This is a genomic window from Meiothermus sp. Pnk-1, assembly GCF_003226535.1.
Classification (GTDB): Bacteria; Deinococcota; Deinococci; order Deinococcales; family Thermaceae; genus Allomeiothermus.
In genome coordinates this window covers 13,481-39,763 of the sequence record NZ_QKOB01000011.1, presented here as the reverse complement: position 1 = coordinate 39,763, position 26,283 = coordinate 13,481, and the positions used below count along the sequence as shown (strand labels likewise).

The window sequence follows — 26,283 nt, the reverse complement described above, 5'->3', positions numbered from 1 at the left end:
AAGCGTGCTTCACCGCGCGAAAGCGGCGCGGTGAATGCGGCTTGCCTAAGCTTCCAAATACGCACCTCGCACGGCCCGGTCACCCAATAGATGCCGGTAGACTTCCAGGGTTTTGCGGGCGGTCTCGGCCCAGGTGTACCGCTTGGCCCGCTCGAGCCCCCGCCTCCTAAGCTCCTCACGCAAACCCTCATCCTGCCAGATCCGGCGCATGGCCGCGGCGATGGCCTCCACCGATGTCGGGTCGAAGAGCAGCCCGGCCTCGCCCACCACCTCCGGTAAGGCGCTCGCACGGGCGGCCAAGACCGGGGTTCCATGGGCCATGGCCTCGATGGCCGGGATACCAAAACCCTCATAGAGCGAGGGAAAGACCAGGGCCAGCGCCCCGTAGTACAGCGCGTCCAACTCCTGCTCGGAAACGAAACCGGTAAGGGTCACGCCCTCCAGGTCTCGGGCTTTTTGGAAGATCTCGTGGCCCTTCCAAGCGCTCGGCCCCACCACGGCCAGGTTTAGCTCGGGGTTCTCCCGGCGGAGCATGGCGAAAGCCTCCAGTAGCCGGGGCAGGTTTTTGCGGGAGGCCAGCTGGCCCACCGCCAAAAAGTAGGGGGGGTTGACGCCCAGGCGCTCGAGCGCCGCCCGAACCTCGGCTTGGCCCATTGCCGGGGGCGGGTTCACCGCGTTGGGGGCCACGAAGAGCTTGCGCTGGGGTAGCCGGGCGTGGCGGGCCAGATCCACGGCAGCATGGTGGCTCACGGTAAAGATGGCGTCGGCGGTGTATCGGGCCAGCGGAACCAGGGTGCGAAAGATCAACCGCGTCGCCAGGGGCTGGACTTTGGGCATTACCAAGGGAATCGCGTCGTGGATGGTGGTGACCCGCCGGTAAGCCTTGGTCGGAACCAGGAAGGGCGCGATGCCGCAGGGGTCGTGGAGGATGTCGAGCTGGAGCTCGAGCGCCGCCCGGTGCAGCAGCCAGTTACCCAGGCTGGCCGCCGCCGGAATCTTTTGCAGCGCGGGAAGCGGGTAGGTCTCAAACTCCCGATACCACCCCAGCGGAGAAGCTGGGTAGGGGTTGAGCAGGACGATCTCGAGGCCGGAGTCAGCAGCCTTTAGCGCGCGGGTCAGCTCTACCGTATAACGGCCTATGCCCGTGAGATGCTGCCCCATCCCGTAGGTGAAAAATCCGACCCGCATCCGCTCCTCCTAACGCCCGGATTCGCCGAGGGCATCCTGGACGAACTCGAGCAGGTTGCCTCCAGCGAAAAGCCGCGCCTGCACCCCTGCCGCCCAGGCCGCCCGGAGGTCGCTTTCCCTGTCGCCGATGGCCAGGCTGCGCGAAAGATCGGGCTGCCACTCGGCGATGGCCCGCAGGAACATGCCAGGGTGAGGTTTGCGGTCTTCCGAGTCGCGGCGGTAAGGGCCCAAGCCCTCGGGGTGGTAGGGGCAGTAGTAGGTGGCCTCGAGGTGCGCCCCGGCCAGGCGCAGCTGTTCGTGAATCCAGGCGGTGAACTGCAAAAAGTGTTCCTCGGTATAGTAGCCCCGTGCGATTCCCGCCTGGTTGGTGACCACCAAGACCAGATACCCCCGGTCGTTGAGCCACTTCACCGCCTCGACGGCTCCTTCGGTCCAGCGCCACTGCTCAGGGCGATGGGTGTAGCCCTGGTCGTGGTTCAATACCCCGTCGCGGTCTAGGAACACCGCCGGTTTTTTCTGCCAGCTGGGGAGGGCCGTCTGGGCCTCGGCGTAGGTCTCGGGCAGGCCGATGTCCAGGAAGAACCCCTCATAGGGTTTGCCCAGCAGTTCCCCCCGCTCGACGAGGCAGGGGAAGAGGTCGCGCTCGAGCGAACTCACCCCTTCCGGCAGGAGCTCCACGACTGGCCGCGAGAGCACGTACACCCCGCCATTGATCAGGCCAGGGCCTTCTCCCTCCTTCTCGCCAAACCCGACGATCCGGTTGCCTTCCAGCCGCACCCGCCCGTAGCGGGCCGCGTCGGGCACCTGGCGCAGGGCTACGGCAGCCGGGGCCTCGAGCAAGGCCAGATCGAGGTAGTTGAAGTCGAATAGGGTATCCCCATTGAGCAAAAGAAAGCGCTCGTCCAGGTAGTCCTGGGCTAGCCGCAGCGCCCCGCCCGTACCCATCGGTCGGGGCTCGACGGCGTACTCAACCTCAAGACGTGCGTTTCGCTGCGCGTCATCAGCGAGGCCGTGGCGTGCTCCGCTGCCGTAGTGCTCGATGAACTGCGTGGCTTTGTACCCTAGCAAGAACAGGATGCGCCGGAAGCCGTGGCGCTCGAGGTTCCACAGCAGATAGTCCAGAAAGGGCTTACCCGCTACCGGCAACAGCGGCTTGGGGGTCTCCCGGGTCAAAGCCCCCAGCCGGGAGCCCAACCCCCCGGCCAGGATCACGGCCTGTTCGAGCGACCTCTTCATGCTTCAAGCAGCGCTTCTTCGACCATCTGGCAAAAGCTATGGCCCATCAGGATGTGCATCTCCTGAATGCGCGGGGTGCTCTGGGAGGGCACCGCCAGCAGCAAATCACAAAGGGCCGCCAGCTTGCCCCCGCCCGCCCCGGTCATGCCGATGACCTTCAGGCCTGCGGCGCGGGCGGCCAGGGCGGCGGCGAGGATATTGGGGCTGTTGCCGCTGGTGGTGATGCCTACCAAAATGTCGCCAGGCCTGCCCACGGCCTCCACCTGCCGGGCGAAGACCCGCTCGTAGCCGTAGTCGTTACCGATGGCGGTGAGGATCGAGGTGTTCACGCTGAGGGCCTGGGCGGGTAAGGCCCGGCGCTCCTTGAGGAAGCGCCCCACAAACTCGGCGGCCAGGTGCTGCGCGTCGGCGGCGGAGCCGCCGTTGCCGCAGAAGAGGATCTGCCCCCCCTGGCGTAAGCACTCGCTCATCATCTGGGCGGCCTGGGCCACTTGAGGAGCCAGGGCACGGGTGGCCCGCGCCACCTCGAGGTGATCGTCCATCGCCTGACCGAACGCGGATAGGGCGGGTTGCGTCATAGACCTCCTACTGGACGGCCAGGGCCCTGGGCTCGAGGGCGCCCTCGTGGAGGGTCCAGGCCGAGAGCCCCTCCTCCACGAAGCTCAGGTTCACCACCTGGGCCCCGGTCTTCTTGAGGGCCTCCTGCACGGCGAAGCGGCGGTAGGGATCGCAGTAGAAGAACATGAAGCCGCCCCCGCCCGCCCCGGTGACCTTGCCGCCTATGGCTCCGGCCCTCTTGGCCTCCTGGTACACCTCGTCGATATGGGGGTTGCTGATGCCCTCGGCCATGCGCTTTTTGCACTGCCAGGCGACGTCCAAGAGGGCGCCGAACTCCTGGAGATGCCCGCGCAGCAGGGCCCGCTTCATCTCGTAGGCGATGGCCTTGATCTCGTCCATGGCCTGCACCGCGTCGTAGCGGCCTTTTTGGTAGTTCTCCTGCTGCTTCTCGATGATGTGCCCGGAGAAGTGCTGCCCCCCCACGAAGGCGAAGACCAGGCTATACTCGAGCTCCCACACGGTTTGCGCCGGGAGCCGCAGGGGGTTCACCAGGGTGAGTCCGGGGTGGAACTCGATAAAGTTGAAGCCGCCGAAGGTGGCCGCGTACTGATCCTGCTTGCCGCCTTTGATGCCCACGTCCTGGCGTTCAATGCGGTAGGCCAACTCGGCGATCTGGTACTTATCCAGAAAGAGGCGCAGATGCTCGGCGATGGCCCCGATCAGGGCTACCGTAATGGCCGAGGAAGAGCCCAAACCCGATCCTGGGGGGGCGTCGTTGTGCAGCGCGACCTCAAAGCCGTCTTTGAGCCCCTGGGTGCGGCGAAAGTGCTCGAGCACCCCCTTGGCGAGATCGAGCTGGCCGTCAAAGACAAAAGGATCATGGATCCCGTACTCGATGCTCTGGTCGTAATCGATGCTGCGCACGCTAAAACGGTCGCCGCCGGGGACCAGCGAAGCCAGGGCATAGCGGTTGATGGTGGCCGAGAGCACCACCCCACCGCGTTCGTCGCAGTAGGGGGGGACATCGGTTCCCCCACCCCCGAAGCTGATCCGTAAAGGCGCACGGGCTCGAATAATCGTCTGCATATCACCCCTCGCTCGGCCTGGTGTCAATCGCTCCAGGCCCTACCTTAGCGGGGTCCCCATAACGCTCCCGTTACGGCCACCGGTCCCGTACCTGTCGCAATAACCCCCCCTGTTACGCTTCGCCCCGTTCGTGAAGCTCCGAGGAAACGCCCAGATCACAAGGGGCGTAACAAGCCCCTATCCCGAGGGTGCTGCTTGGGCGATGCGGTTCAAGGTCTCCCAGACCCGATCCGCCAGCGCCTCCCAGGAGAACCGGCTGGCCTGGACCCGGCCCTTCTGCCGTAACGCCTGGGCCAGCCCTGGCTCCTCGAGCATCCGCCGCATGGCCGCCGCAATGGCCTCCACCTCCAGCGGGTTGACCAGCAAGGCCGCATCCCCGGCCACCTCCGGCAACGAGGAGACATTGGAGGTGATGACCGGAGCCCCCGAGGCCATCCCCTCGAGCACCGGCAGGCCGTAGCCCTCCTCGAGCGAGGGGAACACCACCGCCGCCGCGTTGCCGTACAGGCTCGGCAGATCGGCGTCGGGAATGAACCCCAGGTGATGCACCCGCTCCGCAAGCCCCAGCCGGGTTTTCTCGGCCTCCAACCACTCCCGCTCGGCAGGAGCCCAGGGCCCCACAAAGTACAGCCGGGTCTGGGGATGGGTGGGGGCCACCTTGGCGAAAGCCTCCAGCACCCGGCGCACGTTCTTGTTGAACCCCGAGCCCCCCACGTGCAAGAAGTAGGGGGGTTCCGCGGCGTAGGGGCCCTGTCCGGTGCTCGGTACGAAGCGTTCCCGGTCCAAGCCCTGGGCCACCACCGTGATCCGCTCGGGGGCGATGCCCAGTAGCTCTATCGCGTCCCTCTTGACCCATTCGCTGCGGGCGATGATGTGCCGCGCCCGCCGCACCCTGGCGAAGTAAACCCCCCAGCGCAGCCGGGAGAGCCGGATCCCCACTCCCCCTCCTTCCTCCCGCACCTTGAGGGGGATCAGGTCGTGCAGCATCGGCACCGATTCGCCGAAGGGGTTGCCGAGGAACCCGTTGAAGTCCGGGCAGAAAAACACCTTGGGCCGCAGGCGTAGGATGGCCCAGCGCATGGCCAGCTCGTTGTAGGCCCAGTAGACCTGGGCCGGGGTGTGCGGCCGGTAGACGGCAAAGGTGCGCTCGGGGGGGAGGAGGTCCTGAACGTGCTCGAGCCCCACCGTCGAGGCGAAGTAAAAAGGGGTGTGACCTTTAGCTTCCAGGCGCTGGACCAGGTGGCGGACATAGGCCCCCACCCCGCGCAAGCGATGTTCGGACTGTAGCGGCGTGGCGTCAATCAGGATCATTCATTTCTCCCACATAAAGCCCGGCGAACAGGTACGCCAATACCGCGTTGGCCGGAACAACCGTGAGGTTTCCATCGGTCAGGCCGTGGAGCAACAGCGCGATCAGCCCCACTTTGATGCCGGCGCCAGCGGGTGAAGGCGCGCCCTTACCCAGCACCAGGATCCAAAACCCCAAAAACGCAGCCAGGCCCAGCAGCCCGGTCTCGCTGGCCACCTGGAGGTAGTCGTTGTGGGCGTAGTTGACGCGTTTGTGCAGGATCTCCTGGGGCACGGTCTCGATCTTGGGCGGGCGGTAGCGCGGCCAGGTGTAGACAAAGTTACCCGGCCCCACCCCCAGCCAGGGATGGGCTTTGATCAGCTCGAGGCTCCCTCGAGCAATTCCGGCGCGGCTCTCGAGGCTCACCCGGGCCCAGTCCTGCCAAAGCGCTACCGTGCGCTGGCCCAGACTGCCGGCCAATTGGGGGCTCAGGCTCAGCAGCATCAGCAACGCCAGCCCCAACGGGCCCAGCGCCAACAGCACCCCGGCCCACCCCCTCCGCCCGAACCCCGCCAGCAGCCACCCCGCCAAGGCCAGCGCCACCGCCAGCAAGCCCCAGGAGAAGGTCAGGGCCAGGTTGACAAACAGCAGCCCCGCCAAGCTCGCCCACAGCCCGCGCCCAAAACCCCGGCTCGAGCGGGCCAACCCCAAGGTGATCGGCACGGCCAAGGCCAGAAACCCGCTGTAGTGGTTGGAATTGAAGTAGGGCCCGCTCACCCGGGTAAGCCCCCCCACGGCCTGCCATAGCCCATAGACCCCGAGTACCCCCGCCTCCAGCCCGAAGCCTGCCAGCAAAACCGGTCTACAGCTTGGTCGAAAGGCATAGCCCAGAAAAAAAGCTGCCCCGAACATCGCCGTGTTGAGCAGGGCTTGGGCGCTGCCATAGGGGTAAGGGCTCGAGAGCGCCCCCACCACCGTGATGAGCAGATACGCCAGCGCAGCCGAGGCGACCGGCAACGGTGGCCAGCGCAAGTAGCCCCGTACCACCGCCGAACCCAACCACAAGATCAGCCCCATTCCAACCAGCACCCGCAAGCCGAACAAACCCCACCCCGAGAACCCACCCTGGCTCAGAGCGGCGAAGAGCGCGAGGGCGACCAGCACATCCCAGGCGGCGGATTCCAACCCGGCAGCCCACCTCATCGCCTCGCCCCGATCCGCAGGAGGTCGGCCCGCACCCGGGGGTCCTCGCGCACCTCGAGCGCCCGCCGGAAGAACGCCCGCGCCGCCTTTAGGTCGCCTTGCCCCTCCTTGGCCCGACCCATCCACCACAGGTACTCGAGGTTGTGCGGATCGCCCGACAAGGCCCGCTCCAGGGCCTCCTCGGCCCGGTCGAACCGCCCCGCCAGCAACAGGGCCTGCCCCAAGCTCGCCGGGTAAAAGGGCTCGAGCGGATTGAGCCGGGAAGCCCGAGAATATCGGTTGATAGCCTCTTCTACGCCGTCCCCCTCGAGCAAGTACCGCACCAGGAAAACGTTCCCCGCCTCGAGGGCCAGCTCGGCGTTCCCCCAAGCGCGCCGCTGCGCCGCCTCCAGCACCTGTAAGGCCCCATCGGTTTGTCCCTGGCGGTGCAGGGCGCGAGCCTGGCTCAGCGCGGTATCGGCCTGGTAAGCCGTCCAGGCGGCCTCGAGCCATACAAAGCCCCCGACCGCCGCCAGCGTCGCCAAACCCAGGCGGAGCGGCCAAGATAGGTGCAGGGTCATCGGCACCCCGGGGTGTAGCGACGGAAACGGGTGTAGGCCTCGAGCGCATCCCCCAAAGCCAGCATCTGCTCGCGCGTGGCGAACCGTTGGAGCATCTGATCGGCCTCGGCCACCGTGGCGGCGATGGCCGAGGGCTCGGCCCCGCTAGCCAGGCTGAGCTTGGCCGCGGCGAGCTGCTGGCGCAGGTAATCTTGCGGCTGGCGAGCCCTTGAAGCCAGCAGCCGCAGGAGGGCCTCCGCCCCGTAGCGCTGGCCGCCTAAGCGCAAACTCCTCACCGGCCAGCGCACCGGGGGGAGCTCGAGCCAGTATTGCCCAGGCTGAGGGCAGGGCTTCTCAGGGGCCGGAGGGGCTGCATCGCTGCGGTACTGAGCCAAACCGTAGCCCAGCAGCACCAATCCGATGATGGTCCAAGGGCGCATCTACCGCTTAGCCTAAAACCCGCCCGTGAACGGCCCGTAATGGCGGATTTGCTCGTTCTACAGGGGGAGTTTATCGCACGTTACGCAGCCTCGAGCCTCCCCCCAGGCGAGGTAACGCAGGCCTTAACGCCCCCTTCCCCGCCGCTTGGGGGCTGGCAGCACGATTGGCCTGACCCGCCGCGTTTTGTACCTTGGCCCTAAGCGAACACCTCACCCAGCGAATCCGCGAGGATGTTGAGCATCTCGTCCACCTCGGCCTCGGTGACGATCAGAGGGGGGGCTATGGCGATGCCGGTGTCGTTACAGCGTACGATGAGCCCCCGCCTGCGGGTGGCGGCCTGGAGCCTTGCACCGATGCCCTGGGAAGGGTCAAAGCTTTTCTTGGTCGATTTATCCTCGACCACCTCGACCAAAGCCATCAAGCCCTTGCCGCGCACGTCGCCGACGTTGGGGTGATCGAGCAAGCGCTCGAGGCCGCGTAAAAGCTGTTCCCCCCGTAAGGCGGCGTTCTCCCAGAGCCGCTCGCGCTCGAGGATGGCGATATTGGCCAGCCCCACCGCACAGGCCACGGGGTGGCCGGAGTAGGTGAAGCCGTGCATGAACATCCGGTCTGGCCTCGAGACCACCGCGTACACCTCCGGGGTCACGCCCACCCCGCCCAACGGCACGTAGCCCGAGGTGACGCCTTTGGCGAAGCTGGTGATGTCGGCCTGAAAGCCGTAGGTCTCCTGAGCAAACATCTTCCCGGTGCGCCCGAAGCCGGTGATCACCTCGTCGGCGATGAGCAGGATCTGGTGCTTCTTCAGGATCTGCGGGATGACCTGCCAATACCCCTTCGGCGGAGGGACCAAGCCGCCCGCCCCCTGCACGGGCTCGGCGATGAAGGCCGCGATGGTCTCGGGGCCTTCGCGCCCGATGGTCTCCTCGAGTTCTCGCGCCAGCATCGCCACAAAGTCGGACTCCGAGAGCCCAGGATTGTTCCGGTAGGTCAGCGGGGCCGTGACGTGGATAAAGCCCGGCGGCAGCGGCCCAAAGTCGGCATGGTAGGCCGGGACCCCGGTCGCAGCCAGGGCTCCCATGGCGATCCCGTGGTAGGCCATGCGCCGCGAGATGATCTTGGTCTTCCGCGGCTGACCCGAAAGCGCCCAGTAGTAACGGGCGATCTTGATAGCGGTTTCGTTGGACTCAGCCCCGCCCGAGGTGAACTGGAAGTGCGAGTGGTGCGGCAGCAGCTCGGAGAGCTTCGCCGCCAGTTCGATGGCCGGAGGGGTCGCCATCCCGAAGAAAGTGGGCTGGAACGCCAACCGCCGCAGCTGCTCCGCCGCGACCTCGGCCAGCTCGGTGCGTCCGTGTCCCACGTTCACGTTCCATAGCCCCGCAAAGCCATCCAAGTACCACTTTCCCTCAACATCCCTGACCCGGCTGCCCTTCCCCTCCACCATCACCAGGGGGCCGGTCTGGCGGTGGCGGTAAAGGTTGGTGACCGGGTGGAAAAGGTGGGTCAGGTCTTGCTCGATGAGCTGTTCGGTATCGTACTCGAGGGTCTGCGCCATAGATGCTAACGATTGTATCCTTCCGCCCAGTGGGCTGGGAACAAGATTCCAGAGGAGGACGATCCCCCGCGTTTGGCGTAACCCACCGCCCCAAAAATCAAGTTGCCAGAGCCCTACAAGCGTCATCCGCGGGACAACAGGGCCAAAAAGCCTCGGCGCAAGGCCACCCCCACGGCGGAGCTAGGCCTGGATCGTCACCGCGATGATCGCTCAAGCTGCGCCCCGGCGGGCTCTGGTAGGCTCGTATTTCTATTAATATGCAGATGGCAATACCCCATCAGGTCATTATGGCTTGACCATAAACCCGTTCTGCGCTAAGCTGACCTCAATATGACGCTAGCAGAACGTCTCAGAGAACTTCGCAGCGAGCGCGGTTGGCGGCTGAAGGACCTATCCGAGCAGAGCGGGCTTTCCGTGCCCTATCTTTCCGACCTCGAGCGGGGCCGTACCAACCCCAGCTTGGAGACCCTCAACACCCTGGCCCGAACCTATGCCATGAGCGTCCAGGACTTGCTCGAGCCCACCGACTTCGCCGGAGAGCGCACCCCTGCGGCCCTCCCCAAGGGCTTGGCCGAACTTCTGGCCGATCCCATCTTGGGCAAAGAGATCACTCCCGACTGGCAAAAGACCCTCTCGCGCATCGAGCTGCGCGGCAAGCGACCCCAGTCTAAGCGCGACTGGTACGAAATTTTCCTGCACCTACGGCGGGTTCTAGAAGGCTAAGGCCCGCCGAACGACGGTTGCCGCAGCCCCCCCGAGCAGGGGCTGTGGGCGGTTTTGGCTATGTTGCCTACATGACCAACTGGCCGGTAAATGAGCGGCACAATAGGGAGCAATGGAAGAGCCCTTCCCGATAAGCGCCTCTGGTTTTTACGTGGTGGGCCTCGAGGCTCGTGTTCCGCTGCGCGAAAGCAGCGAGGCCCATACCAGCCCAACCTTGGAGGCCGACCCCCAGACCGCCCGCATACCGGATCTGTGGAAGCGGCTTGAACAGGGAGACCTGGCAGCGCAAATTCCCCGTAGGCTAGCCAAAGGTCACCCCTTTTGTGTGCGCTTCGACTACGGGCAGTCGGCTTATTCAGTGGTGCTGGGCTACCAGGTTCCCAGCCTGGAAGACGTACCGCATGGCCTGCGGGGCCTTTACATCCCGAGCGGAAGGTACTTGGTCTTCCCCACTGCGTCACAACAGCTAGCCCAGACCTGGGAGGCAATCCAGCGATATTTCGCCCAACCGGGCGCTCCTCAGAGGGCTTTTACCTACGAGTACGAAGAGCATTTTTGTCCAAGCGCCCCTTGTGACGAGGTGCGGATCTATATCGCGCTGGCCTGAAAGGCGCCCCAGGAGAGGAAATGTTACGGGCTAAAGTGCGCGAGCTCGCTCGAAGGTACCGCAAGGCGAACGCCCCCCTCACCCCGGAACGGCTCGCCAAAGGCATCGGGGCTAGCTTCGAGATCGCCCCTATTCCCACCGACGGGATGTTCGACTTCGACCGAAGCCGCATCCTCATCGCCGAGGGGCAGTCGCCCAAGCGCCAACGCTTCACCCTGGCCCACGAGGTAATGCATTACCTGATCCGCCAGGATGAGGATCTGCTCTCGGATATGCACGAGGAATACACGGGAGAGGAGTTCGAGCAAACGCTAGAGGCCTTATGTAACCTAGGAGCTGCTGAGATGCTTCTGCCCAGCGAGAACATCGCGGCCATCCTGACCAAGAGGGGGCTCCGGGCCAAGCTCATCCCAGAGCTAGCCGAAACCCACCAGGTCTCGGAAGAGGTCGCGGCCATCGCCCTCACCGATCAGGTTCCGCACGCGCTGGCGGTGATCGCCGGCGGGCGCCCTGCGAGGGTGCTGTTCTCGAGCCAGGGAGAGCTATTTCCCACCCGCCTGACCAAAAACGCGGAAATCCCCCAGGATCACGCCCTGGCCCTGAGCCTCGTCACCGGGCTCCCTTTCCAGGGAGAAGCCCCCCTACTCCGCCAGCGACGCCGTTTCCTTCTTGATACCTATGCCAAAGGAGGGCGGGTTTATGGGATTTATCGCACCCCGCCAAACTGAGCACGATACGCTGCCATGGCCTCCTCTAAACACCCCCTCCCCACCGTAGCCGCCCTGATCACCGGCCCCTCCGGGCGAGTACTCCTGGTCCGCACCACCAAGTGGAGGGGGCTATGGGGCATCCCCGGCGGGAAAGTTGAGTGGGGAGAGCCGCTCGAGGCCGCCTTACGACGCGAGATACGCGAGGAGGTGGGGCTCGAGCTTCAAGGGGTCCGGCTGGCGCGGGTGCAAGAGGCCATCCTCGACCCGCAGTTTCATAAACCCGCCCACTTCGTCCTCCTAAACTACTACGCGCAAAGCCAGTCTGAGGCGGTCAGGCCCAACGAGGAGATCGCGGAGTGGGCTTGGATAAGGCCAGAGGAAGGGTTACATTACCCCCTCAACACTTTCACTCGGGTCTTGCTGCAAGACTATCTGGCCTGCGGCGATGGAGCTTTTTCGGTTAGGGTATAGGGAATGCGCCGCGCTGCTCTCATCACAGGTTCCGCCAAGGGGATCGGTAAGGCGATCTTGCTGGCTCTGGCCCGCGAAGGCTTTGACGTGGCGGTACACTACAAAACCAGCGAACCGGAGGCCGAGGCCACCCGCCAAGAAGCGGAAGCTCTGGGGGTGCGCTCCATTAAACTCCAAGCCGACGTGACCAAACCCGAGGAGGCCAGCCGGTTGGTGAACACCGCCGCATCCAGGTTGGGGGGGGTACACGTGCTGGTGAACAACGTGGGCGACTACCTCAAAAAACCCATCGAGGAATGCCGCCCTCAGGAGTGGCAGCGGATGCTCGACAGCAACCTCAACGCCACCTTTTATGTCACCCAGGCCGCTGTTCCCCACATGCTCGAGGCGGGCTGGGGACGGGTGGTGAATCTCGGCTTCGCTGGGGTGCAATACCTGCTGGCCCGGCCCGATATCACCGCCTATGCGATAGCCAAAACCGGGGTGATCCTCTACAGCAAGGCCCTGGCCAAACGCCTGGCGAGCCGCGGGGTGACGGTGAATGTGGTCTCGCCCGGGATCGCGGAGAACTCGGTCTCCAAACCGGTGGGGGAGGTTCCCATGGGCCGCCTAGCTACCCTGGAAGAGCTGGCCCGCGCGGTGCTCTTTTTCGTGCGGGAAGGGTACGTCACCGGTCAGGTTATCGAGGTTGCGGGGGGATGGAACCTGTAAGGACAGGGCTCTTGTTCGCACGCCATTTTATCCGGCCAAGGAAATGTCCAACTATCGTCTAAGTTACGGTGAGGATTGAGCGGGAGGAGCAGCATGAAGCGCATGATTGAAGTTGACGACACGGGCTTGGTCTTCCCCTGCGAAACCGACGTGGAACGCCTGGCTACGCTGAGCCGGGAGTGGCTCGAGGTCATCGGGGAAGACCCCGAGCGGGAAGGGTTGCGCAAAACCCCCGAACGCGTGGCCAAAGCCTGGGCCTTCCTGACCCGGGGGTACTGCCAAAGCCTCGAAGAGGTCGTCAACGGAGCGGTTTTTCAAGGAGAGGGCAGCGAGATGGTGGTGGTCAAGGGGATCGAGTTCTACTCGATGTGCGAGCACCACTTGCTGCCTTTCTTCGGCAAGGTGCATATCGGCTACATTCCTAACGGGAAGATCCTGGGGCTTTCCAAGTTTGGCCGCATCACCGATATGTTTGCCCGCCGCCTGCAGGTGCAAGAACGGCTGGCCGCCCAGATCGCCGACGCCATCGTGGAGGTGCTCGAGCCCCAAGGAGTGGGCGTAGTGATCGAGGGGGTGCATTTGTGCATGATGATGCGGGGGGTGGAGAAGCAGCACTCGAGCACCACCACCAGCGCGGTGCGGGGGGTTTTCCGCGACAACGCCAAGACCCGCGAGGAATTTTTGAGCCTGATCCGCTGAGCCCAGGCTTCCCAGGGTCTAGGGCGCGGGAACCTACAGGCGTACAGACCGGCGCCGTTGGGATGGCCACGGTCTGCCTACGGCTGCACCCGTTTGATCCGCTCGAGAAAGTCGTGGACGATGTTCCCGGTCACCCCCCAGATGTCGTAGCCGCGCCAGGGGTAGTGCCACACCCGGCGCCTGGTCACACCGGGCTGGGCGGCGGTTGCCCGCTCCTCGGCATAGGCCGGAGCGCGCAGCAGCTCCTCGACCGGCACCCAGAGGATCTCGCTCACCTCGAGCGGGTTGGGCCTGAGCCGGGGGTTTTCCCTAAGCTGCGCCAGTAGGGGGAAAACCCGAAAGCCAAAGGGGGAGAAGGTGGGGTCTAAGCGGCCCAGGATCTCGACCAAGCCGGGCTCGAGCCCCACCTCCTCCCAGGCCTCGCGCAGCGCGGCCTGCTCGATGGTCTCCTCCGGGTCTAGACGCCCACCGGGAAAGCTCACCTGGGCGGCGTGGTGCGGCAAGTCGGCGCTGCGCACGGTGAAGAGCAGCCGTCCTTCCCATACCGGCACCAGCACCGCAGCGTCCACGAAGCCTTGGGGTAGCTCCAGCGCGCGGGGCGGGCGGCGAACGATGGCTTTGAGGACTTCAGGGCTCATACCCGCGCGAGGGCTAGCACGCTTTCTCGCAGCGCTCACGCAACAAGATCTCGGGGTGAGCCTGCTCTTTTCGACACAAGGCCACCATCCGCCACAGCGCTTCCGCCAGGTCGCCCTGGTGCAGCGCCTCGATTACCTCAGCTTCTGAAGACGGAGGGGTTCCAAGTTTTTTTTGCAACTCCGTGGCCCGGGCCAAAGCCCCCAAGCTGCGGGGCACCTCGTCACAGACGGATGGACGGGCCTTTCCTTCCTTGGCCTTGATGGCCTGCCAGTTCGCCGCGACCTGCTCAGGGGTATCGGCTTGCACGTCGCCAAAGACATGCGGATGGCGGCGGATCAGCTTATCCACAATAAGCCCTTCAACCTGCGGATAGGTGAAGCTGCCGGCCTCCTCGGCGATTACGCTATGAAAGGCCACCTGCAAGAGCACGTCGCCCAACTCCTCCGCCAGGTGGGGCATGTCGCCTGCGCTCATGGCGTCTACGGCTTCGGCGGCCTCCTCGAGCATGTAGGGGCGCAGGCTCAGGTGGGTCTGCGCTTTGTCCCAGGGGCAGCCGCCCGGCCCCCGCAGGCGGCGCATAACTTCCAGTAGACGCTCCATAGGATCAGATTAGCCCTTTTTCACGATGGTTGTGGGGTGTTGTGCCGTGAGAGGCCCCACAGCAGGACTCCGCCCGCTAGGGTGAGCCCTACCCCCAGCAAGCCCAAGAAGTCTATCCGGGCCGCGTCGCCCAGAACCCAACCCTGCGGGGCCGGGACCGGCAGGCCGGTGGTGCGGGTCCCAAAGAACAGCAGAGCCATCCCAGCCGCGTAGTATGCGCCGAGCCGGTAAACGCCGCGCAGCCAAGGGGAGGGAAGCTCGAGGAACCCCGCTAACACCAGCAGCCCCGCGTACCCGAGCTGTCCCAGCAGGAGCATCATGAAAGCGAGGGCGTACCAGAAGCCCGCTCCCTGGAAGGCCAAGGGGGTCTCCCGGCTACGGAACAGCTCTCCGCAAAGCCCACCCCCTAGCGGTGTGTCGCCAAACCCCAGCAGCTGCAGAAAAAAAGGGAGGGCTAGCAAGAATGCCGCCCAGCGTACCTCCATACCCCGCCGCATACCGGTTTAGTCTATGCCGAAACCCCGCTGAAGAAGCCTCCGAGGGTGACATTCCTCCCCCTGGACTCTGTTATGGTGTTCGTATGGCTGAACCTACCCCCTTGCCTCCGGCCCGTCGGCGCAATATATGGCTGCCGGGGCTGCTGGTGCTGCTGCTGGGCGGCTTGGGCTATCTGGCGTATACCCGCTTTGCCAACCCCTATCAGCCTTACGGAACCCCGCTCTTGAGCCCTCGGGCAGCCTATGACTTTACCCTCACGGACAACAAGGGAAAGCCCTTTCGGCTCTCCTCGCAACGGGGCAAGGTGGTGCTCATCTTTTTTGGCTTCGTCAACTGCCCGGATGTCTGCCCCACAACCCTGCTCGAGCTGAAAAAGGTCTACCAGGCCCTCACCCCCGAGGAGCGCCGCCGGGTACAGGTGGTCTTTATCTCCGTGGATCCCGATCGCGACACCCCAGAGGTGCTCGACAAGTACGTGACCTTCTTCGATGCGAGCTTTATCGGGCTCACCGGGGCCCCCCAACAAATCGCCGAGGTGGCCAAATCATACGGGGTTTTCTATCAGAAGAGCGAGATCAAGTCGGCTAAACAGTACAACGTCGACCACACCGCCAGCACCTACCTGATCGATCCTAAGGGAACCCTACGGCTCATCTACGGCAACGGCAAACCTGCCGAGACCCAGCGGATGGTCGAGGATGTGCGCTGGGCGCTGAAAAACTAACATCCCACGCCTCGCGCCGTACGCCAGACGCAGGATGCGCGAGAGGATGATCCACCGCGTGGAGCATCGCGTCTTGCGCACCACATAAGGCAAGCCCGATGCTCCCAAGCGGTGGGCGCTGCCGCGATACAAACCCGTCCGGGGTGGCGGGGTAGCGCTCCGCCGAGGGCAAGAGGATTTCTCATGGTCCGCAGCTTCAGCTGCGGGCGTTGCTCCATCGGCCCAGGCTGCCCGTAGCGCAGGGGCGTTTTGTATCCACCTATCGGTGGATGCCCCTCCGACGGCTTGCGTAAGCCTTGGCTATGCGCTAGATTCACTGTGTAGTGGAAGCCAATACACCCTGGTTGCTTCAACCCGTCGGCTCCGCATACCCGTATCTGCACTGCCTAACGGCGCGGAGAGTCGGTCCGGCAACCGCTCGAGCCCCCGGGCTCGAGTTTTGCTTGTTTCCACTCGAGGGAGGTCACGATGAAAAAACCCTTGCTTGCTGCGGCTATGGCGTTGGGGTTGGGCCTGGCCCTAGCGGCCACCCCAGCCAACACCCTGGTGATCATGGAGGACGCCGACATTCCCACCCTGGATCCAGCCCAGGCTTACGACACCGCCTCGTACGAGTTCATCGAAAATATCTACGAAACCCTGGTCACCTACAAGGGCAAGAGCGCTTCCGATCTGGCCCCCTTGCTGGCTACCTCCTGGACCGTCTCCGGCGACGGCAGAACCTACACCTTCACCCTGCGGCAAAACGTCAAGTTCCATAGCGGCAACCCCTTTACCTGCGCCGACGCCGAGTACACCCTGCGGCGCAACCTGGTCACCAACAACTCCGACTCGGGCAACTGGTACCTAGCGGAGGCGATCCTGGGCACCTCGGCAAACGCCGCGGATGACAAGAGCATCACCTTTGCCAAAATCGCCAACGGGGTGAAGTGCAACGCCCAGGGCCAGCTGGTGCTGACCCTGCCCAAGCGGGATCCGGCCCTGCTTTACAAGCTGGCCGCTAGCAACATGTCCATCGTGGACAAGAAGTGGGCGATCAGCTTGGGCGAGTGGGACGGTACCGAGGCCACCTGGAAGGAATGGATCGGCAAGGACCTCACCGACTCCGAACTCTCCAAGAAGCCCTCCGGCACCGGGGCTTACCAGCTGGTCCGCCGCGAGGCCAACAGCGTGGTGCTCAAGGCCTTCGACGGCTACTGGGGGGGCAAGCCCAAGATCGAGAACGTGGTCTGGCAGCTGGTCAAGGAGCAGGCCACCCGCATCGAGGCCCTCAAGAAGGGCGATGCCGACATCGCCAGCATCGGTCCGCGCTCCTCGCTGTCGCAGGTGCAGGGTACCCCTGGCCTGAAGGTTTACGACGGGATCACCAACAACTCCGCCACCGCCATCTTCATGAACGAGAACATCAAAGACCCGGCCATTTTGGGTTCGGGCAAGCTGGATGGCAACGGGATCCCCGCCAACTTCTTCGCCGACGTGAACGTGCGCAAGGGCTTCGCCTACTCCTTTGACTACGACCGCTACATCAAGGAAGTCCAGCTCGGCAAGGGCATCAAACGCACCATGCTGCTGCCGGAGAGCTTCTTCGGCTACGACCCCAACGTCAAGACCTACAGCTACGATCCCAAGCTGGCCGCCGCTTACTTCAAGAAGGCTTTCGGCGGCCAACTGTGGCAAAACGGCTTCGTGCTGAACGCCAGCTACCGGGCTAACTCGGTTGCGGCGCAGACCGCGATGGAAATCCTCAAGACCAACATCGAAAAGCTCAACCCCAAGTTCAAGGTCAACCTCACCGCCAAGCCCTGGTCGGAATTTCTCAAGAGCTCGCAGCAAGGCAAAGAGGCCATGATCATCATCGGCTGGGTCCCCGACTACGCTGACCCGGACAACTTCCTCTACACCTTCTACAGCTCCAACGGCTACTACTTCCCCCGCAGCAACTTCAAGGACAACTTGATGGATAGCCTGCTCGAGCAGGCCCGCCAGACCACCGACCCCGCCAAGCGCAAGGCCCTGTACAGCCAGGTCGGCAACCGGGCCTACGAGCTGGCCCCCTACATCAACGTGCCCGCCGGGCTGGGCTTCGTGGTCTACAGCGACAAGATCAAGGGGCTGGAGGAGAACGCCAACACCATGTTCTCTGGTATCACCCTCTCCCCCTGGAAGAACCTCAGCAAAGGCTCGGGTCTGTAGACGCCCCCTGGCCCCGCGCCGCCGTCTGGGGTGAGCGCGGGGCCAATTCGGAAAAGGGAGAATGTTCGCGTTTATCCTTCGGCGCCTGGCCGTCCTCCCGCTGGTGCTTTTGGCCCTCACCTTGGTGATCGTGGGATTGTTGCAATTCCTGACCCCCGCCGAGCGGGCAGCAGCCTACGTAACCAGCGAGCAGCAGTTACGAAACCTCGACAAGATCATCCGCGACAAGGGGCTCGACCAGCCCTTCTTGGTACAGTACTGGAGCTGGCTGAAAGAGGCGGTGCGGGGAAATTTGGGCTTCTCCAAGGCCTCCAACAAGCCGGTCGCCGAGACCATCGCCGAGCGCTTCCCGGCCACCCTCGAGCTGACCCTTTACGCTTTGCTGCCCATCCTGGGCTTCGGGGTGTGGCTGGGCACTTTGGCCGGTCTACACAAAAACCAGTGGATCGACCAGTTTGCCCGGGTCTTTGCGGTGATCACCTATAACATCCCCACCTTTGTGCTAGGGATCCTGTTGCTGGTGGTGTTTTACGGGGCCCTCGGCATTGCCCCAGGGCCCGGCCTCATCTCCTCCGAGACCCAGGTGGCCCTGCTCATCCACCCGGTTCCCCGGGTCACCGGGCTGCTCAGCATCGACGCGCTACTGGCCGGGAACTGGGGGGTGTTTTGGGACGTGCTGCACCACCTTTTGCTGCCGGTCATCACCCTGGCCACCATCTCCACCGCCACCCTCATCAAGGTGACGCGGGGGGCGATGCTCGAGGTGCTCTCGCAAGACTACGTGCGCACCGCGCGGGCCAAGGGCCTGCCCGAACGGGTGGTGAACCTAAAACACGCCCGGCGCAACGGGCTAATCCCGGTCGTCACCCTGGGCGGCTACACCGTAATCGGCCTCTTGCAAGGGGCCATCATCACCGAGAGCATCTTTGGCCTCCCTGGCATCGGCTCTTGGGGGGTGGACGCAGCGAGCAAGTTCGACGTGCCGGGGCTTTTAGGCTTTGCCCTGCTGGCCGGGGTCATCGTAGTGGTGGCCAGCCTGCTGGTGGACGTGCTATACGCTTTCATCGACCCCCGTGTGAGGTTTGACTGACATGGCCGCTCTCCAGGGCACTTCTCCGGCTCTTCCTGCGCGCAGCCGGTGGTGGAACTCGCGGGCCATGCGCCGTTTCCGTCGCAACCGCCTGGCGGTATTCGGGCTATTGCTGGTGGTGATGTTTATTTTTATTGCGGCGTTCGCCCCGCTTTTAGCCCCACCGCCCAAGGTGGGCAACAACTGCCTGCGCGACCTGGGAGCCAGGGAAAGCCGGCAGGTCTACGACATCTTCGGGGGGGTTTTCTGGAAAGCCCTGCTAACCCCCCCACAAAGCTGCTACATGACCGCCCGCATCAACTTCCAGGCCCAGCCCTCGCCCCCGCTAAAACCCGTGCAAAGCGACGTGGGGGAGGTACGCCCCTTGATGGGAACCTCCAACGGCTACGACATCTGGTACGGCCTCGTGTGGGGTACCCGCACCGCCTTCACCCTCTCCCTCTCGGTGGTGTTCTTGCAGCTGTTGATCGGCTTGGCGCTGGGGGCCATATCGGGCTACTTCGGGGGCTGGGTGGACAACCTCATCCAGCGCATCATCGATATCATCTTCGCCTTTCCCAGCCTGGTGCTGATCATCGTCATCACCTCGCTCTTGGGGAAAAGCCTCGGCAACGTGATCCTGGCCTTCGTGGTGGTGGGTTGGGCCGGGTACGCCCGGCTCTTGCGGGCCGAGGTGCTCAAGGTGCGCGCGCTCGAGTTTGTAGACGGGGCAAAAGCCATCGGAGCCACCGACTGGCGCATCATTTTCCGCCACGTGCTGCCCAACGCCCTCACCGCTCTGACCGCGGTGGTGGTGCTGGACCTGGGCTCGGTACCGCTGTCGGCGGCGGCGTTGTCGTTTTTGGGCATCGGGCTTCCGCCGGGGTACGCCGACTGGGGGCAGATCGTGAGCGCAGCCCGGGCCTGGATTCAGGGACCGCCGGGGCAACCGTTTGCTTACTGGTACGTCTCCTTTTTCCCGGCCATGACCATTATTCTCTTCGGGTTAGGTTGGAACCTGCTGGGAGATGCCTTACGCGACGCCCTCGACCCCCGGGAGGCGCAGTGAGCAGGTTTGGCGCAGGCTCACTGCGCCAGCACCGGCAGCACGATAAACAAAAAGACGTTGGCCACGCCGTGCGCCAAGACCGCCCCCAAAATCGAGCCCGTGCGGTAGACGATCCAGCCAAGCGCCAATCCCACCGCCATAGCGAACAAGACCTCGGGGAAAGAGTGCCAGCCAAGGTGCAAAGTCCCGAACACCAAGGCCACGTACAAGATCCCCTGCGCCGGACCAAGGGCCCCGACGGCGGCCCGTTGCATCAGGCCGCGAAAGAGCAGCTCTTCGCTCAAGCCAGTAAATAGGATCAGGCTCAGGACCGGCCAGATCAGGGTGCTCAGCTCGAGGCTGGCCGCCAGCGGGGCCGGTTGGATGATCTGGCGCTCGAGCCAACCCAGGAGCGGCCCCAGAGCCGCTAGCGGGATTTGCCCCCAGATCCCCCGCAGGCTCAGCCCCACCTCCCCCCAGGTGTACCCCAGCTGCCGGGCTGCTATCAAACTCGCCAGGATGAGCGGGAGACCCACCACGGCGTACTGGGTCGTCGGACCTACCAGCCCCGCCGGGATCGAAAGCGAGACCACCCGTACCAGCGGAGCCAATGCCAAGGCCGCGTACAAACGCCCCAGGGCCTCCCTGGCAAACGCCGCGTGGACGAGTAAGGCCAGCGCGAGCGCCAGGTGCAAAGCCAACCCCGCCGGATAAGCCCCTGCCACCAACCCCTCAGCGGCTAGCAAAATCCCCAAGTACAGCCAGATCATCCCGGTGCCACCAAAAAATTCCCGAGCTCGAGAGCGGTTCAAGGGGCTCCCTCCCCGCCGGGCTTTAACACCAAGTAGACCTCGCGGTAAGGCTCGCTCTCCCCTTTCCGGTATAGCTCCAGGCGCAATCGCCCATCGCCCCTTGCCGGGGGGGGCAGTTGAAGGGTCTGTTCCCAGACCTGGCCATTCGCCAAGAGCGGCAGCTCGAGCGGAGCCATCCCAGGAACCTGGAGCACATAGGCCATCGAACGGCCCTCCAGGTTTCGCACCCCCACCCTCACCCCCACAGGCGCATCGGAAGTCACCTGCCGCGGATAACCTTCGAAACCACCCGCCGGACCCACCAGGTAAAACTCGGTAAGGGGCGCGCTAGGCCTGAGCAAGAGCGACAACGCGAACACCAAAGCGACCGCCGCGACCCCCCATCCCAACCAGCGGGGCGACCAAAAGAGGCGGGGGTAGAACCAGTCCTCCCGGCGCAGCCGACGGCGACGGTATACGGCTATTCCCCCTACCAACAGGGTAAAAACGCTCAACCCCAGCGCCAGAGGTACCGGGCGAATGCCCCAGGTGTTGCTGAGGATCACCCCCAACAGGCTCACCGGCACTACCGCAAGCCCCAAACTCACCACCACGCGCTCGACGGTATCAAGATCCGAACGCCTGGGGAAAAGCGCCACCATCAGGGTATAGCCGGGGACCGCCAACGCCACCAGAAAGCCCAGCAGGATTCGTAGCGGGTTCTGCGCTCCCGGCCAAAACACCAGCCATAGGCTCATGGCCAGGGCCAGGATCAAAGCCCCCAGCAAATCCCAGTGCGCCCCTCTACCCCTCATGTACCCAGTGTAGCCGCCTTGCATGTTCTTCCGCCTTTCATCTGACCGGTTTCCCGCCGAACGTACCCCTCATTCATAACCCAACAGCCGCAATCCCAACTTGAGGTACTCGCTCCAGGTATTGCGCAGGCCATCGGTGCTCTGCCACCAGTTCTGAGGGGTATACCCCCTCTCAGGGGCCGCCACCACGTGTGAGGCGATACCGCTCGAGCCAAACACCTCGGAGAACACCCAGCGAGCCCGGCGGGTGTGGTAGGGCGAGGTCACGACCAACACAGAGCGCCACCCCCGAAAGCGGGCGACCTCCAAGACCTGCTGCGCCTCTTCGTAGGTGGTGCGCGCGGTCTGATCGCTCAACACAATAGCCGAGCGAGGTACCCCCTGCCAGATTGCTTCTCTTGCTACGAGATCGGCGTAGCGCTCGTGGATCCCCGGCACATCGAGGGGCATGTCGGTGGCGAGAAACCAGCGGCCGTAGCCCTGGCGAAACAACTCGGCCGCATACAACACCCGCTCGCGCCCTCCCGCCAAGGGCACGATGGCCGCTCGCGGATCGTTACGTAACCCCTCCGCTGAAGCCAACGGTTCGGGGATCTCTAGCCAGGCCGCAACCTCAGGCAACCACAGGCGACGGGTCAGCCCCAGCGCTGCCAGGAGAAGCAATCCTATCAGCAGGATACGCAAGGAGGGCGGGACACGACCGATCATAAGACGTTGCCACGGACAAGCACGACACACGTCGTGCCAACTTGGACACCCGGAGTTCTATAGAAGGAGAAGTTTGGCCCACACAATTCCGGTCAGGGCAAAAATCAGGGGCACCACCCCAACGCTGCTCACTTTGGCATACCAGCGGGCCCGTGGATGCTCTGACCCGCTGGCCAATTCCTTGGAGATCAGCAGGGCCAGCAGCGCAATAATTACCGCCGCCGACCAAGCCAGGGTTACGGCACCACTGACGGTGGTGGCGGCAATGACGGTGGTGGCAACCATAGACTCCTCTGGTTCCACGGTAGGCGATTGCGACTTCGCTGTCAAGCCGCGGTGGCGTTACATTTATTCTCGTAAGCAACGGTATAAGTCACGCCTCTAAAGCTCAGCTCCAGGGAAGGTCCAAGCCCGTTCTCCGAAAAAAGTCCATTCAAAATATAAATAAGGGTGTTACATGGACGTGTTAACCTAGGGTTGGGTTCTACCAAGACTCCCGCAAGGAGTAGCTTCACCTCAGGGCAGAGTGCAGGAAGTACGTAGGAGGGTGTTCAGCCGTGAAGCTACAAACCAAAAACCTATTCACCCAGCCCACCGTTTACCTAAGCCCTAGACCCTGACCCAGCGGAGATGGTCCATGACTACCAACGCACCCTTTCAGCTCATGCTTTGGGGGCCCGCCCGACTCGAGCACCAAGGCCGCGAGGTCAAACTCCAACGCAAAGGGCTGGCCATCTTGTACTACCTGGCCCTGGAGGGCCCTACCCGCCGGGAGGTGCTGGCCGACCTCCTATGGGGCCATACCGCGGCTTCGCAGAACCTGCGGGTCGAGCTTTACCGGCTTTCCCAGGCCCTCTCGCCGCTGGGGCTCACCGCTTTCGCCCCCGGCGAAGACCCGTTACGCCTTCCCTCCTTGGTCTTCCTGGACCGCACCCCCGGCCCCGGCCTCCCTCTAGAGGGTCTGGAAGAAGTCTCCACCGAGTTTAGGGCCTGGCTCGAGGGCCAGCGCTCCCAGCTCGTCGCCAACACCTCGGGAAGCTGGGGCCGGGAGCGCCTGGTGCACGAGATCGCCAATCAGATCCGGCTGCCCTACGTCCTGATCCTTATGGGCCGCCCCGGTTCGGGTCGCACCAACTTCGCCCAGTCTTTGGCCAAGTCCCTGAGCCTGCCTTTTCTAGAGGGGTTGCGCGGTCACGGCAAAGCCGTCCACTATCTACGCCAGCCCTATCCTGAAGGGGCACTCGAGCGTATCCTCGCCGACCGCGAAGGGCTATGGGTAGTGGAGTGCTCGGCTTACGGAGAGGATCCCCGGTTGATCCTGGAGCTGCGCAGCGGCTACGCCCCTGAGCGGATGCGCTTTATCCACCTGCCTCCGCTCTCCTGGAGCGAGGCCCGGGCCAAACCGCTCGCCTCGCTACCTTTTAGCGAGGCCGCTCGGGTCTATCTGGCCTCGGGCGGGAACCCCGGCCACCTGCGCGAACTGCTGGCGCTCTCCCCCGGGGAGGGCGAGACGAGCGGAATCCTCCCTCTGCCCCAGCGGGTGCGGGCCATGCTGCAGCTGGAGGCCAGGATGCTTTCGCTAGAGGCCCGCTTGGCCATCGAGCGCCTCTCGATCCATCCCGGCCCGCTCTCCGAAGGGCTGCTGAGGGCCTTGGAAGCTTCCCCCTACCTCGACGAGCTCGAGCGGCGGGGTTGGCTCGTCTATGACGGGCATTGGCGCTTTAGCGACGACTCCAGCCGACGGGTCTTCTACCAAAGCCTCCAGCCCGGTCGGCGACAGCAGTACCACCGCCAGGCCGCGTCGCAGTTCGCCCTGGAGGGCCAGTGGGTAGCCGAGGCCTACCACCGCCTGCTAAGCGGAGACGCCGCTGACTGGGATATCTCCCTCCGGCACCTCGAGGGCTGGTCGCGGGCCGCTTTGGAAGCCTGGCTGGGCATGCCCAGCCAGGCCGTGCACGTCCCCTCGCGCACCCCGATGGTGCCGGGGGGCGAGCTGGCGATGCTCGAGGAGAACCGCTTCGGCACCGGCTTCCAGGTTGAAGGCCGGCGGTTGGTCTGGATACGCCAACCCACCCAGGCCAGCCCCTCTGGGGCCGAGTGGATCCTGCCCGAAGAGCCCTGCCTGGTGCACCTACACGGCCAGGCCTACCTGGAAAACCCTCTGGGAATCGGTATAAGCGGCGAGGCCGCCCCGCTCGTAATCGAAATCTACAACCACCGCCGGATTCAGGTTTTCCTGCTCAGCGGTGTAAGCCCGGGTTGGTTAGACGAGGGCACCCTCTTGCTGCCTCTAGCCGAGCAACTCAGCTACTGGTTCTGGATGCCCGCCGAGGCCCGTATGCAGATCTCGAGCCGAGCCGAGAGCGCCATCCTGGACCTAGAGGTTTCCGCCTATCGGGCGCTACACGGAACCCCCGGCGAGACCCGCCCAGCGGTAGAGTCGTTGGTGCTGGGTCCAGCCAAGGTGCTCAAATAACCGCCACCACACGCTTGCGGCCATAACCGGGTGGGCCTTGGCTCGCTCGCGCGCTTAGGGCTTACACGCACCTAGCTTTGCGCCAAACCCCACGGGACCCCTAGTCGGCTGCTTCGGCGAGCAACCCGGTCTCACGAAGCCAAGCCCGTAGCTTGACGATGGAAAAACGGCTCATCGACGCGGCGTGATTGCCGTACACCAGCGTCGGCACGCTACGGCGGCCCTGGTTGACCCGCAGCACCAGCCGCTCCCCTTCCGGGTTTTGATCGATGTCTACCTCGGTGAAAGGGACGCCCAGCACCTGTAAAGCCTGCTTGACCGCCCGGCAGTCGCCGCACCAAGAAGTAGAGTACACCGTCAACACGCTGCGAATGATAAAACCCGCTCCCAAAAATCAGTGTGATAAGCGACAGCGTTTCGCTAACGCCTTATACTTCCCCGGTCTCAACCGCAGCCGTGAGGGCAGCCCCTAAAAGCCCAGCCTCGGTACCCAGTTGGGCCAGCCGCACCGGGACTGGCTGCCATCCCTCGAGGTAGCTCTGGTAAGCCTCCATAAGGGCTTGCATGTAACCCTCTCCGCCGTGAAGCGCCACCCCCCCACCGATGACGATAACTTCAGGGTCAAAGGTCTTGACGAAGTTGGCCAAGCCGATGCCCACAAAGCGGGCGGCCTGGTGGACGATCCTCACCGCCTTGACCTCTCCCGCCCGGTAGCGAGCGAAGAGTTCGGGGGTGGTCATGGGGGTGTTATAAACATATCCGGCATCGCGCTCGAGGGCCCGGCCCGCCGCGACCGATTCCAAGCAGCCATCAAGGCCGCAACCGCATACCGGCCCCTGGGGGATCACGGTGACGTGCCCCACCTCGGCCCCCTGGCCGCGCGCCCCGCGCCAGACCCGCCCGCCTACCACAAACCCCCCACCGATCCCGGTAGAAACCGTCACGAACAGGGAACTCTCGGCCCCTCGGGCAGCCCCCAGGTAGTGCTCGGCCAAAGCCGCAGCGTTGGCGTCGTTCTCGAGATATACCGGCAACCCCAGGGCCGCGGTCAGCTTGGCGACTACGGGAAAGTCGAGCATCCCTGCGATGTTGGGAGCAAACTTGATAACTCCCTTCTTGAAGTCCAGCGGCCCCGGTACCCCCAGCCCCACCGACCGTGCCTCTATCCCGGCTTCGCGCATGACCGCGCGGGCCGCCTGGGCCATCGCTTCGACCACCGCGTCTCCCCCGTCCTCGGGGGTAGGTACCGTTACCTTAGAGCGTAACGCCCCTTCGCTAAACACCCCCGCCGCAATCTTGGTCCCGCCCAGGTCAATCCCTACGACGCTCATAAGAGGGTTATACCGCAAAACGCCCAGGGGCTAGTGCACCGGTGGCTCGATTGTTGGGGCATTGGGCGCTAAAGGCTCTCTCCCGGGGAAAATCGGCCGCTTACTGGTCGCGCTCGAGAATCATCAACGCCTCGTCGTAGAGGCGCTGGGGGATCCACAGCGCCACATCTCCGGTATAGGTACCGATATAGGCCTCAGGCAGGCCAAAGTAGGTGAAGGGGGTCTCCAGGAAAACCGGGATCTTGCGGCCCTCGAGGCGCACCCGGATCCCCTCCGCGAAGGGGCGGGGGAAGGTGCCCAGCAAAGCGTAACGCTCCGCCCCGATCAGGCGGGTCGAATCGGCGGGAGGTAAGGACGGTTTTGCCATCTGGCCTCAGTG

The 26,283-nt window shown here is 64.2% G+C and carries 30 protein-coding genes; 11 read left to right on the top strand and 19 right to left on the bottom strand.

Going from position 1 to position 26,283, the window contains the following annotated elements; all coding sequences use genetic code 11:
• Positions 1 to 45: 45 nt before the first annotated feature.
• From DNA98_RS13635 to DNA98_RS13595, 9 genes are all read right to left on the bottom strand, one after another.
• Positions 46 to 1,188, bottom strand: coding sequence for a glycosyltransferase family 1 protein (locus tag DNA98_RS13635; protein WP_110531632.1), 1,143 nt, complete (start codon positions 1,186 to 1,188; stop codon positions 46 to 48).
• A 9-nt stretch (positions 1,189 to 1,197) separates the two neighbouring features.
• Positions 1,198 to 2,424, bottom strand: coding sequence for a D-glycero-beta-D-manno-heptose 1,7-bisphosphate 7-phosphatase (gene gmhB / locus DNA98_RS13630; RefSeq protein WP_110531629.1), 1,227 nt, complete (start codon positions 2,422 to 2,424; stop codon positions 1,198 to 1,200).
• Positions 2,421 to 3,002 (bottom strand): D-sedoheptulose 7-phosphate isomerase, encoded by a 582-nt coding sequence (gene gmhA / locus DNA98_RS13625; protein WP_110531627.1) that lies wholly within the window; start codon positions 3,000 to 3,002, stop codon positions 2,421 to 2,423. The genes gmhB and gmhA overlap by 4 nt, the downstream gene beginning before the upstream one ends.
• 7 nt (positions 3,003 to 3,009) lie before the next feature.
• Positions 3,010 to 4,068 (bottom strand): GHMP kinase, encoded by a 1,059-nt coding sequence (locus tag DNA98_RS13620; RefSeq protein ID WP_110531625.1) that lies wholly within the window; start codon positions 4,066 to 4,068, stop codon positions 3,010 to 3,012.
• A gap of 177 nt (positions 4,069 to 4,245) precedes the next feature.
• The gene (locus DNA98_RS13615; RefSeq protein ID WP_110531623.1) at positions 4,246 to 5,379 is read right to left on the bottom strand and encodes a glycosyltransferase family 1 protein; all 1,134 of its coding nucleotides are present in this window, start codon (positions 5,377 to 5,379) and stop codon (positions 4,246 to 4,248) included.
• Positions 5,366 to 6,559: an O-antigen ligase gene (locus DNA98_RS13610; protein WP_110531621.1), complete on the bottom strand. Its 1,194-nt coding sequence runs from the start codon at positions 6,557 to 6,559 to the stop codon at positions 5,366 to 5,368. The genes DNA98_RS13615 and DNA98_RS13610 overlap by 14 nt, the downstream gene beginning before the upstream one ends.
• A complete protein-coding gene (locus tag DNA98_RS13605) occupies positions 6,556 to 7,119 on the bottom strand; it encodes a tetratricopeptide repeat protein (protein ID WP_110531619.1) in 564 nt (187 codons plus the stop codon). Before DNA98_RS13605 ends, DNA98_RS13610 begins: the two co-directional genes overlap by 4 nt.
• The gene (locus DNA98_RS13600; protein WP_110531617.1) at positions 7,116 to 7,538 is read right to left on the bottom strand and encodes a hypothetical protein; all 423 of its coding nucleotides are present in this window, start codon (positions 7,536 to 7,538) and stop codon (positions 7,116 to 7,118) included. The genes DNA98_RS13605 and DNA98_RS13600 overlap by 4 nt, the downstream gene beginning before the upstream one ends.
• Before the next feature lie 197 nt (positions 7,539 to 7,735).
• Positions 7,736 to 9,091 (bottom strand): aspartate aminotransferase family protein, encoded by a 1,356-nt coding sequence (locus DNA98_RS13595; protein ID WP_110531615.1) that lies wholly within the window; start codon positions 9,089 to 9,091, stop codon positions 7,736 to 7,738.
• A 330-nt stretch (positions 9,092 to 9,421) separates the two neighbouring features.
• Here DNA98_RS13595 and DNA98_RS13590 point away from each other — a divergent pair, with 330 nt between their 5' ends.
• The 6 genes from DNA98_RS13590 (at position 9,422) to folE (ending at position 13,012) form a co-directional block, all read left to right on the top strand.
• Positions 9,422 to 9,814, top strand: coding sequence for a helix-turn-helix domain-containing protein (locus DNA98_RS13590; RefSeq protein ID WP_013159299.1), 393 nt, complete (start codon positions 9,422 to 9,424; stop codon positions 9,812 to 9,814).
• Positions 9,815 to 9,926: 112 nt separating this feature from the next.
• Positions 9,927 to 10,421 (top strand): GyrI-like domain-containing protein, encoded by a 495-nt coding sequence (locus DNA98_RS13585; protein WP_110531613.1) that lies wholly within the window; start codon positions 9,927 to 9,929, stop codon positions 10,419 to 10,421.
• A gap of 20 nt (positions 10,422 to 10,441) precedes the next feature.
• A complete protein-coding gene (locus DNA98_RS13580) occupies positions 10,442 to 11,149 on the top strand; it encodes an ImmA/IrrE family metallo-endopeptidase (RefSeq protein WP_110531611.1) in 708 nt (235 codons plus the stop codon).
• Between the two features lie 15 nt (positions 11,150 to 11,164).
• The gene (locus DNA98_RS13575) at positions 11,165 to 11,602 is read left to right on the top strand and encodes an NUDIX domain-containing protein (RefSeq protein ID WP_110531609.1); all 438 of its coding nucleotides are present in this window, start codon (positions 11,165 to 11,167) and stop codon (positions 11,600 to 11,602) included.
• A gap of 3 nt (positions 11,603 to 11,605) precedes the next feature.
• Positions 11,606 to 12,313: a bifunctional dihydropteridine reductase/dihydrofolate reductase TmpR gene (tmpR, locus tag DNA98_RS13570; protein ID WP_110531607.1), complete on the top strand. Its 708-nt coding sequence runs from the start codon at positions 11,606 to 11,608 to the stop codon at positions 12,311 to 12,313.
• Between the two features lie 93 nt (positions 12,314 to 12,406).
• Positions 12,407 to 13,012: a GTP cyclohydrolase I FolE gene (gene folE / locus DNA98_RS13565; RefSeq protein ID WP_110531605.1), complete on the top strand. Its 606-nt coding sequence runs from the start codon at positions 12,407 to 12,409 to the stop codon at positions 13,010 to 13,012.
• A 77-nt stretch (positions 13,013 to 13,089) separates the two neighbouring features.
• Here folE and DNA98_RS13560 read toward each other — a convergent pair whose 3' ends face one another.
• From DNA98_RS13560 to DNA98_RS13550, 3 genes are read right to left on the bottom strand one after another with little or no spacing between them, the layout of a single operon-like run.
• Positions 13,090 to 13,650, bottom strand: coding sequence for a CoA pyrophosphatase (locus tag DNA98_RS13560; protein ID WP_110531603.1), 561 nt, complete (start codon positions 13,648 to 13,650; stop codon positions 13,090 to 13,092).
• A gap of 13 nt (positions 13,651 to 13,663) precedes the next feature.
• Entirely contained in the window at positions 13,664 to 14,251 is a 588-nt protein-coding gene (locus tag DNA98_RS13555; protein ID WP_110531601.1) for a MazG family protein, read from the bottom strand.
• A gap of 20 nt (positions 14,252 to 14,271) precedes the next feature.
• Positions 14,272 to 14,736, bottom strand: coding sequence for a hypothetical protein (locus tag DNA98_RS13550; protein WP_110531700.1), 465 nt, complete (start codon positions 14,734 to 14,736; stop codon positions 14,272 to 14,274).
• 95 nt (positions 14,737 to 14,831) lie between these two features.
• Between DNA98_RS13550 and DNA98_RS13545 the strand changes: the two genes are divergently transcribed.
• From DNA98_RS13545 to DNA98_RS13530, 4 genes are all read left to right on the top strand, one after another.
• Complete coding sequence (locus DNA98_RS13545; RefSeq protein ID WP_110531599.1) at positions 14,832 to 15,473, top strand: SCO family protein; 642 nt, start codon at positions 14,832 to 14,834, stop codon at positions 15,471 to 15,473.
• Positions 15,474 to 15,941: 468 nt separating this feature from the next.
• On the top strand, positions 15,942 to 17,666 hold the full coding sequence (locus tag DNA98_RS13540) for an ABC transporter substrate-binding protein (RefSeq protein ID WP_110531597.1): 1,725 nt from the start codon (positions 15,942 to 15,944) through the stop codon (positions 17,664 to 17,666).
• A gap of 61 nt (positions 17,667 to 17,727) precedes the next feature.
• Positions 17,728 to 18,756 (top strand): ABC transporter permease, encoded by a 1,029-nt coding sequence (locus tag DNA98_RS13535; RefSeq protein WP_110531595.1) that lies wholly within the window; start codon positions 17,728 to 17,730, stop codon positions 18,754 to 18,756.
• A 1-nt stretch (position 18,757) separates the two neighbouring features.
• Positions 18,758 to 19,804, top strand: coding sequence for an ABC transporter permease (locus DNA98_RS13530; RefSeq protein WP_233493221.1), 1,047 nt, complete (start codon positions 18,758 to 18,760; stop codon positions 19,802 to 19,804).
• A gap of 17 nt (positions 19,805 to 19,821) precedes the next feature.
• On the opposite strand, the gene DNA98_RS13525 is transcribed toward DNA98_RS13530, so the two are convergent.
• The 4 genes from DNA98_RS13525 to DNA98_RS13510 all read right to left on the bottom strand — a co-directional run bounded on the left by DNA98_RS13525 (position 19,822) and on the right by DNA98_RS13510 (position 22,382).
• The gene (locus DNA98_RS13525) at positions 19,822 to 20,595 is read right to left on the bottom strand and encodes a CPBP family intramembrane glutamic endopeptidase (RefSeq protein WP_129865647.1); all 774 of its coding nucleotides are present in this window, start codon (positions 20,593 to 20,595) and stop codon (positions 19,822 to 19,824) included.
• Positions 20,592 to 21,389: a DUF1616 domain-containing protein gene (locus tag DNA98_RS13520; protein WP_158531652.1), complete on the bottom strand. Its 798-nt coding sequence runs from the start codon at positions 21,387 to 21,389 to the stop codon at positions 20,592 to 20,594. The genes DNA98_RS13525 and DNA98_RS13520 overlap by 4 nt, the downstream gene beginning before the upstream one ends.
• Before the next feature lie 69 nt (positions 21,390 to 21,458).
• A complete protein-coding gene (locus tag DNA98_RS13515) occupies positions 21,459 to 22,097 on the bottom strand; it encodes a YdcF family protein (RefSeq protein ID WP_110531589.1) in 639 nt (212 codons plus the stop codon).
• 57 nt (positions 22,098 to 22,154) lie between these two features.
• On the bottom strand, positions 22,155 to 22,382 hold the full coding sequence (locus DNA98_RS13510) for a hypothetical protein (protein ID WP_110531587.1): 228 nt from the start codon (positions 22,380 to 22,382) through the stop codon (positions 22,155 to 22,157).
• A 352-nt stretch (positions 22,383 to 22,734) separates the two neighbouring features.
• On the opposite strand from DNA98_RS13510, the gene DNA98_RS13505 reads away from it, so the two are divergent.
• Complete coding sequence (locus tag DNA98_RS13505; protein WP_110531585.1) at positions 22,735 to 24,573, top strand: transcriptional regulator; 1,839 nt, start codon at positions 22,735 to 22,737, stop codon at positions 24,571 to 24,573.
• Positions 24,574 to 24,673: 100 nt separating this feature from the next.
• Here the strand turns inward: DNA98_RS13505 and DNA98_RS13500 are convergent, their stop codons facing one another.
• The 3 genes from DNA98_RS13500 to DNA98_RS13490 form a co-directional block, all read right to left on the bottom strand.
• Positions 24,674 to 24,937, bottom strand: a complete 264-nt coding sequence (locus DNA98_RS13500) for a glutaredoxin family protein (RefSeq protein WP_110531584.1) — start codon at positions 24,935 to 24,937, stop codon at positions 24,674 to 24,676.
• Between the two features lie 64 nt (positions 24,938 to 25,001).
• Positions 25,002 to 25,904, bottom strand: coding sequence for an ROK family protein (locus DNA98_RS13495; RefSeq protein ID WP_110531582.1), 903 nt, complete (start codon positions 25,902 to 25,904; stop codon positions 25,002 to 25,004).
• Positions 25,905 to 26,004: 100 nt separating this feature from the next.
• A complete protein-coding gene (locus DNA98_RS13490) occupies positions 26,005 to 26,271 on the bottom strand; it encodes a hypothetical protein (protein WP_110531580.1) in 267 nt (88 codons plus the stop codon).
• Between the last annotated feature and the right edge of the window lie 12 nt (positions 26,272 to 26,283).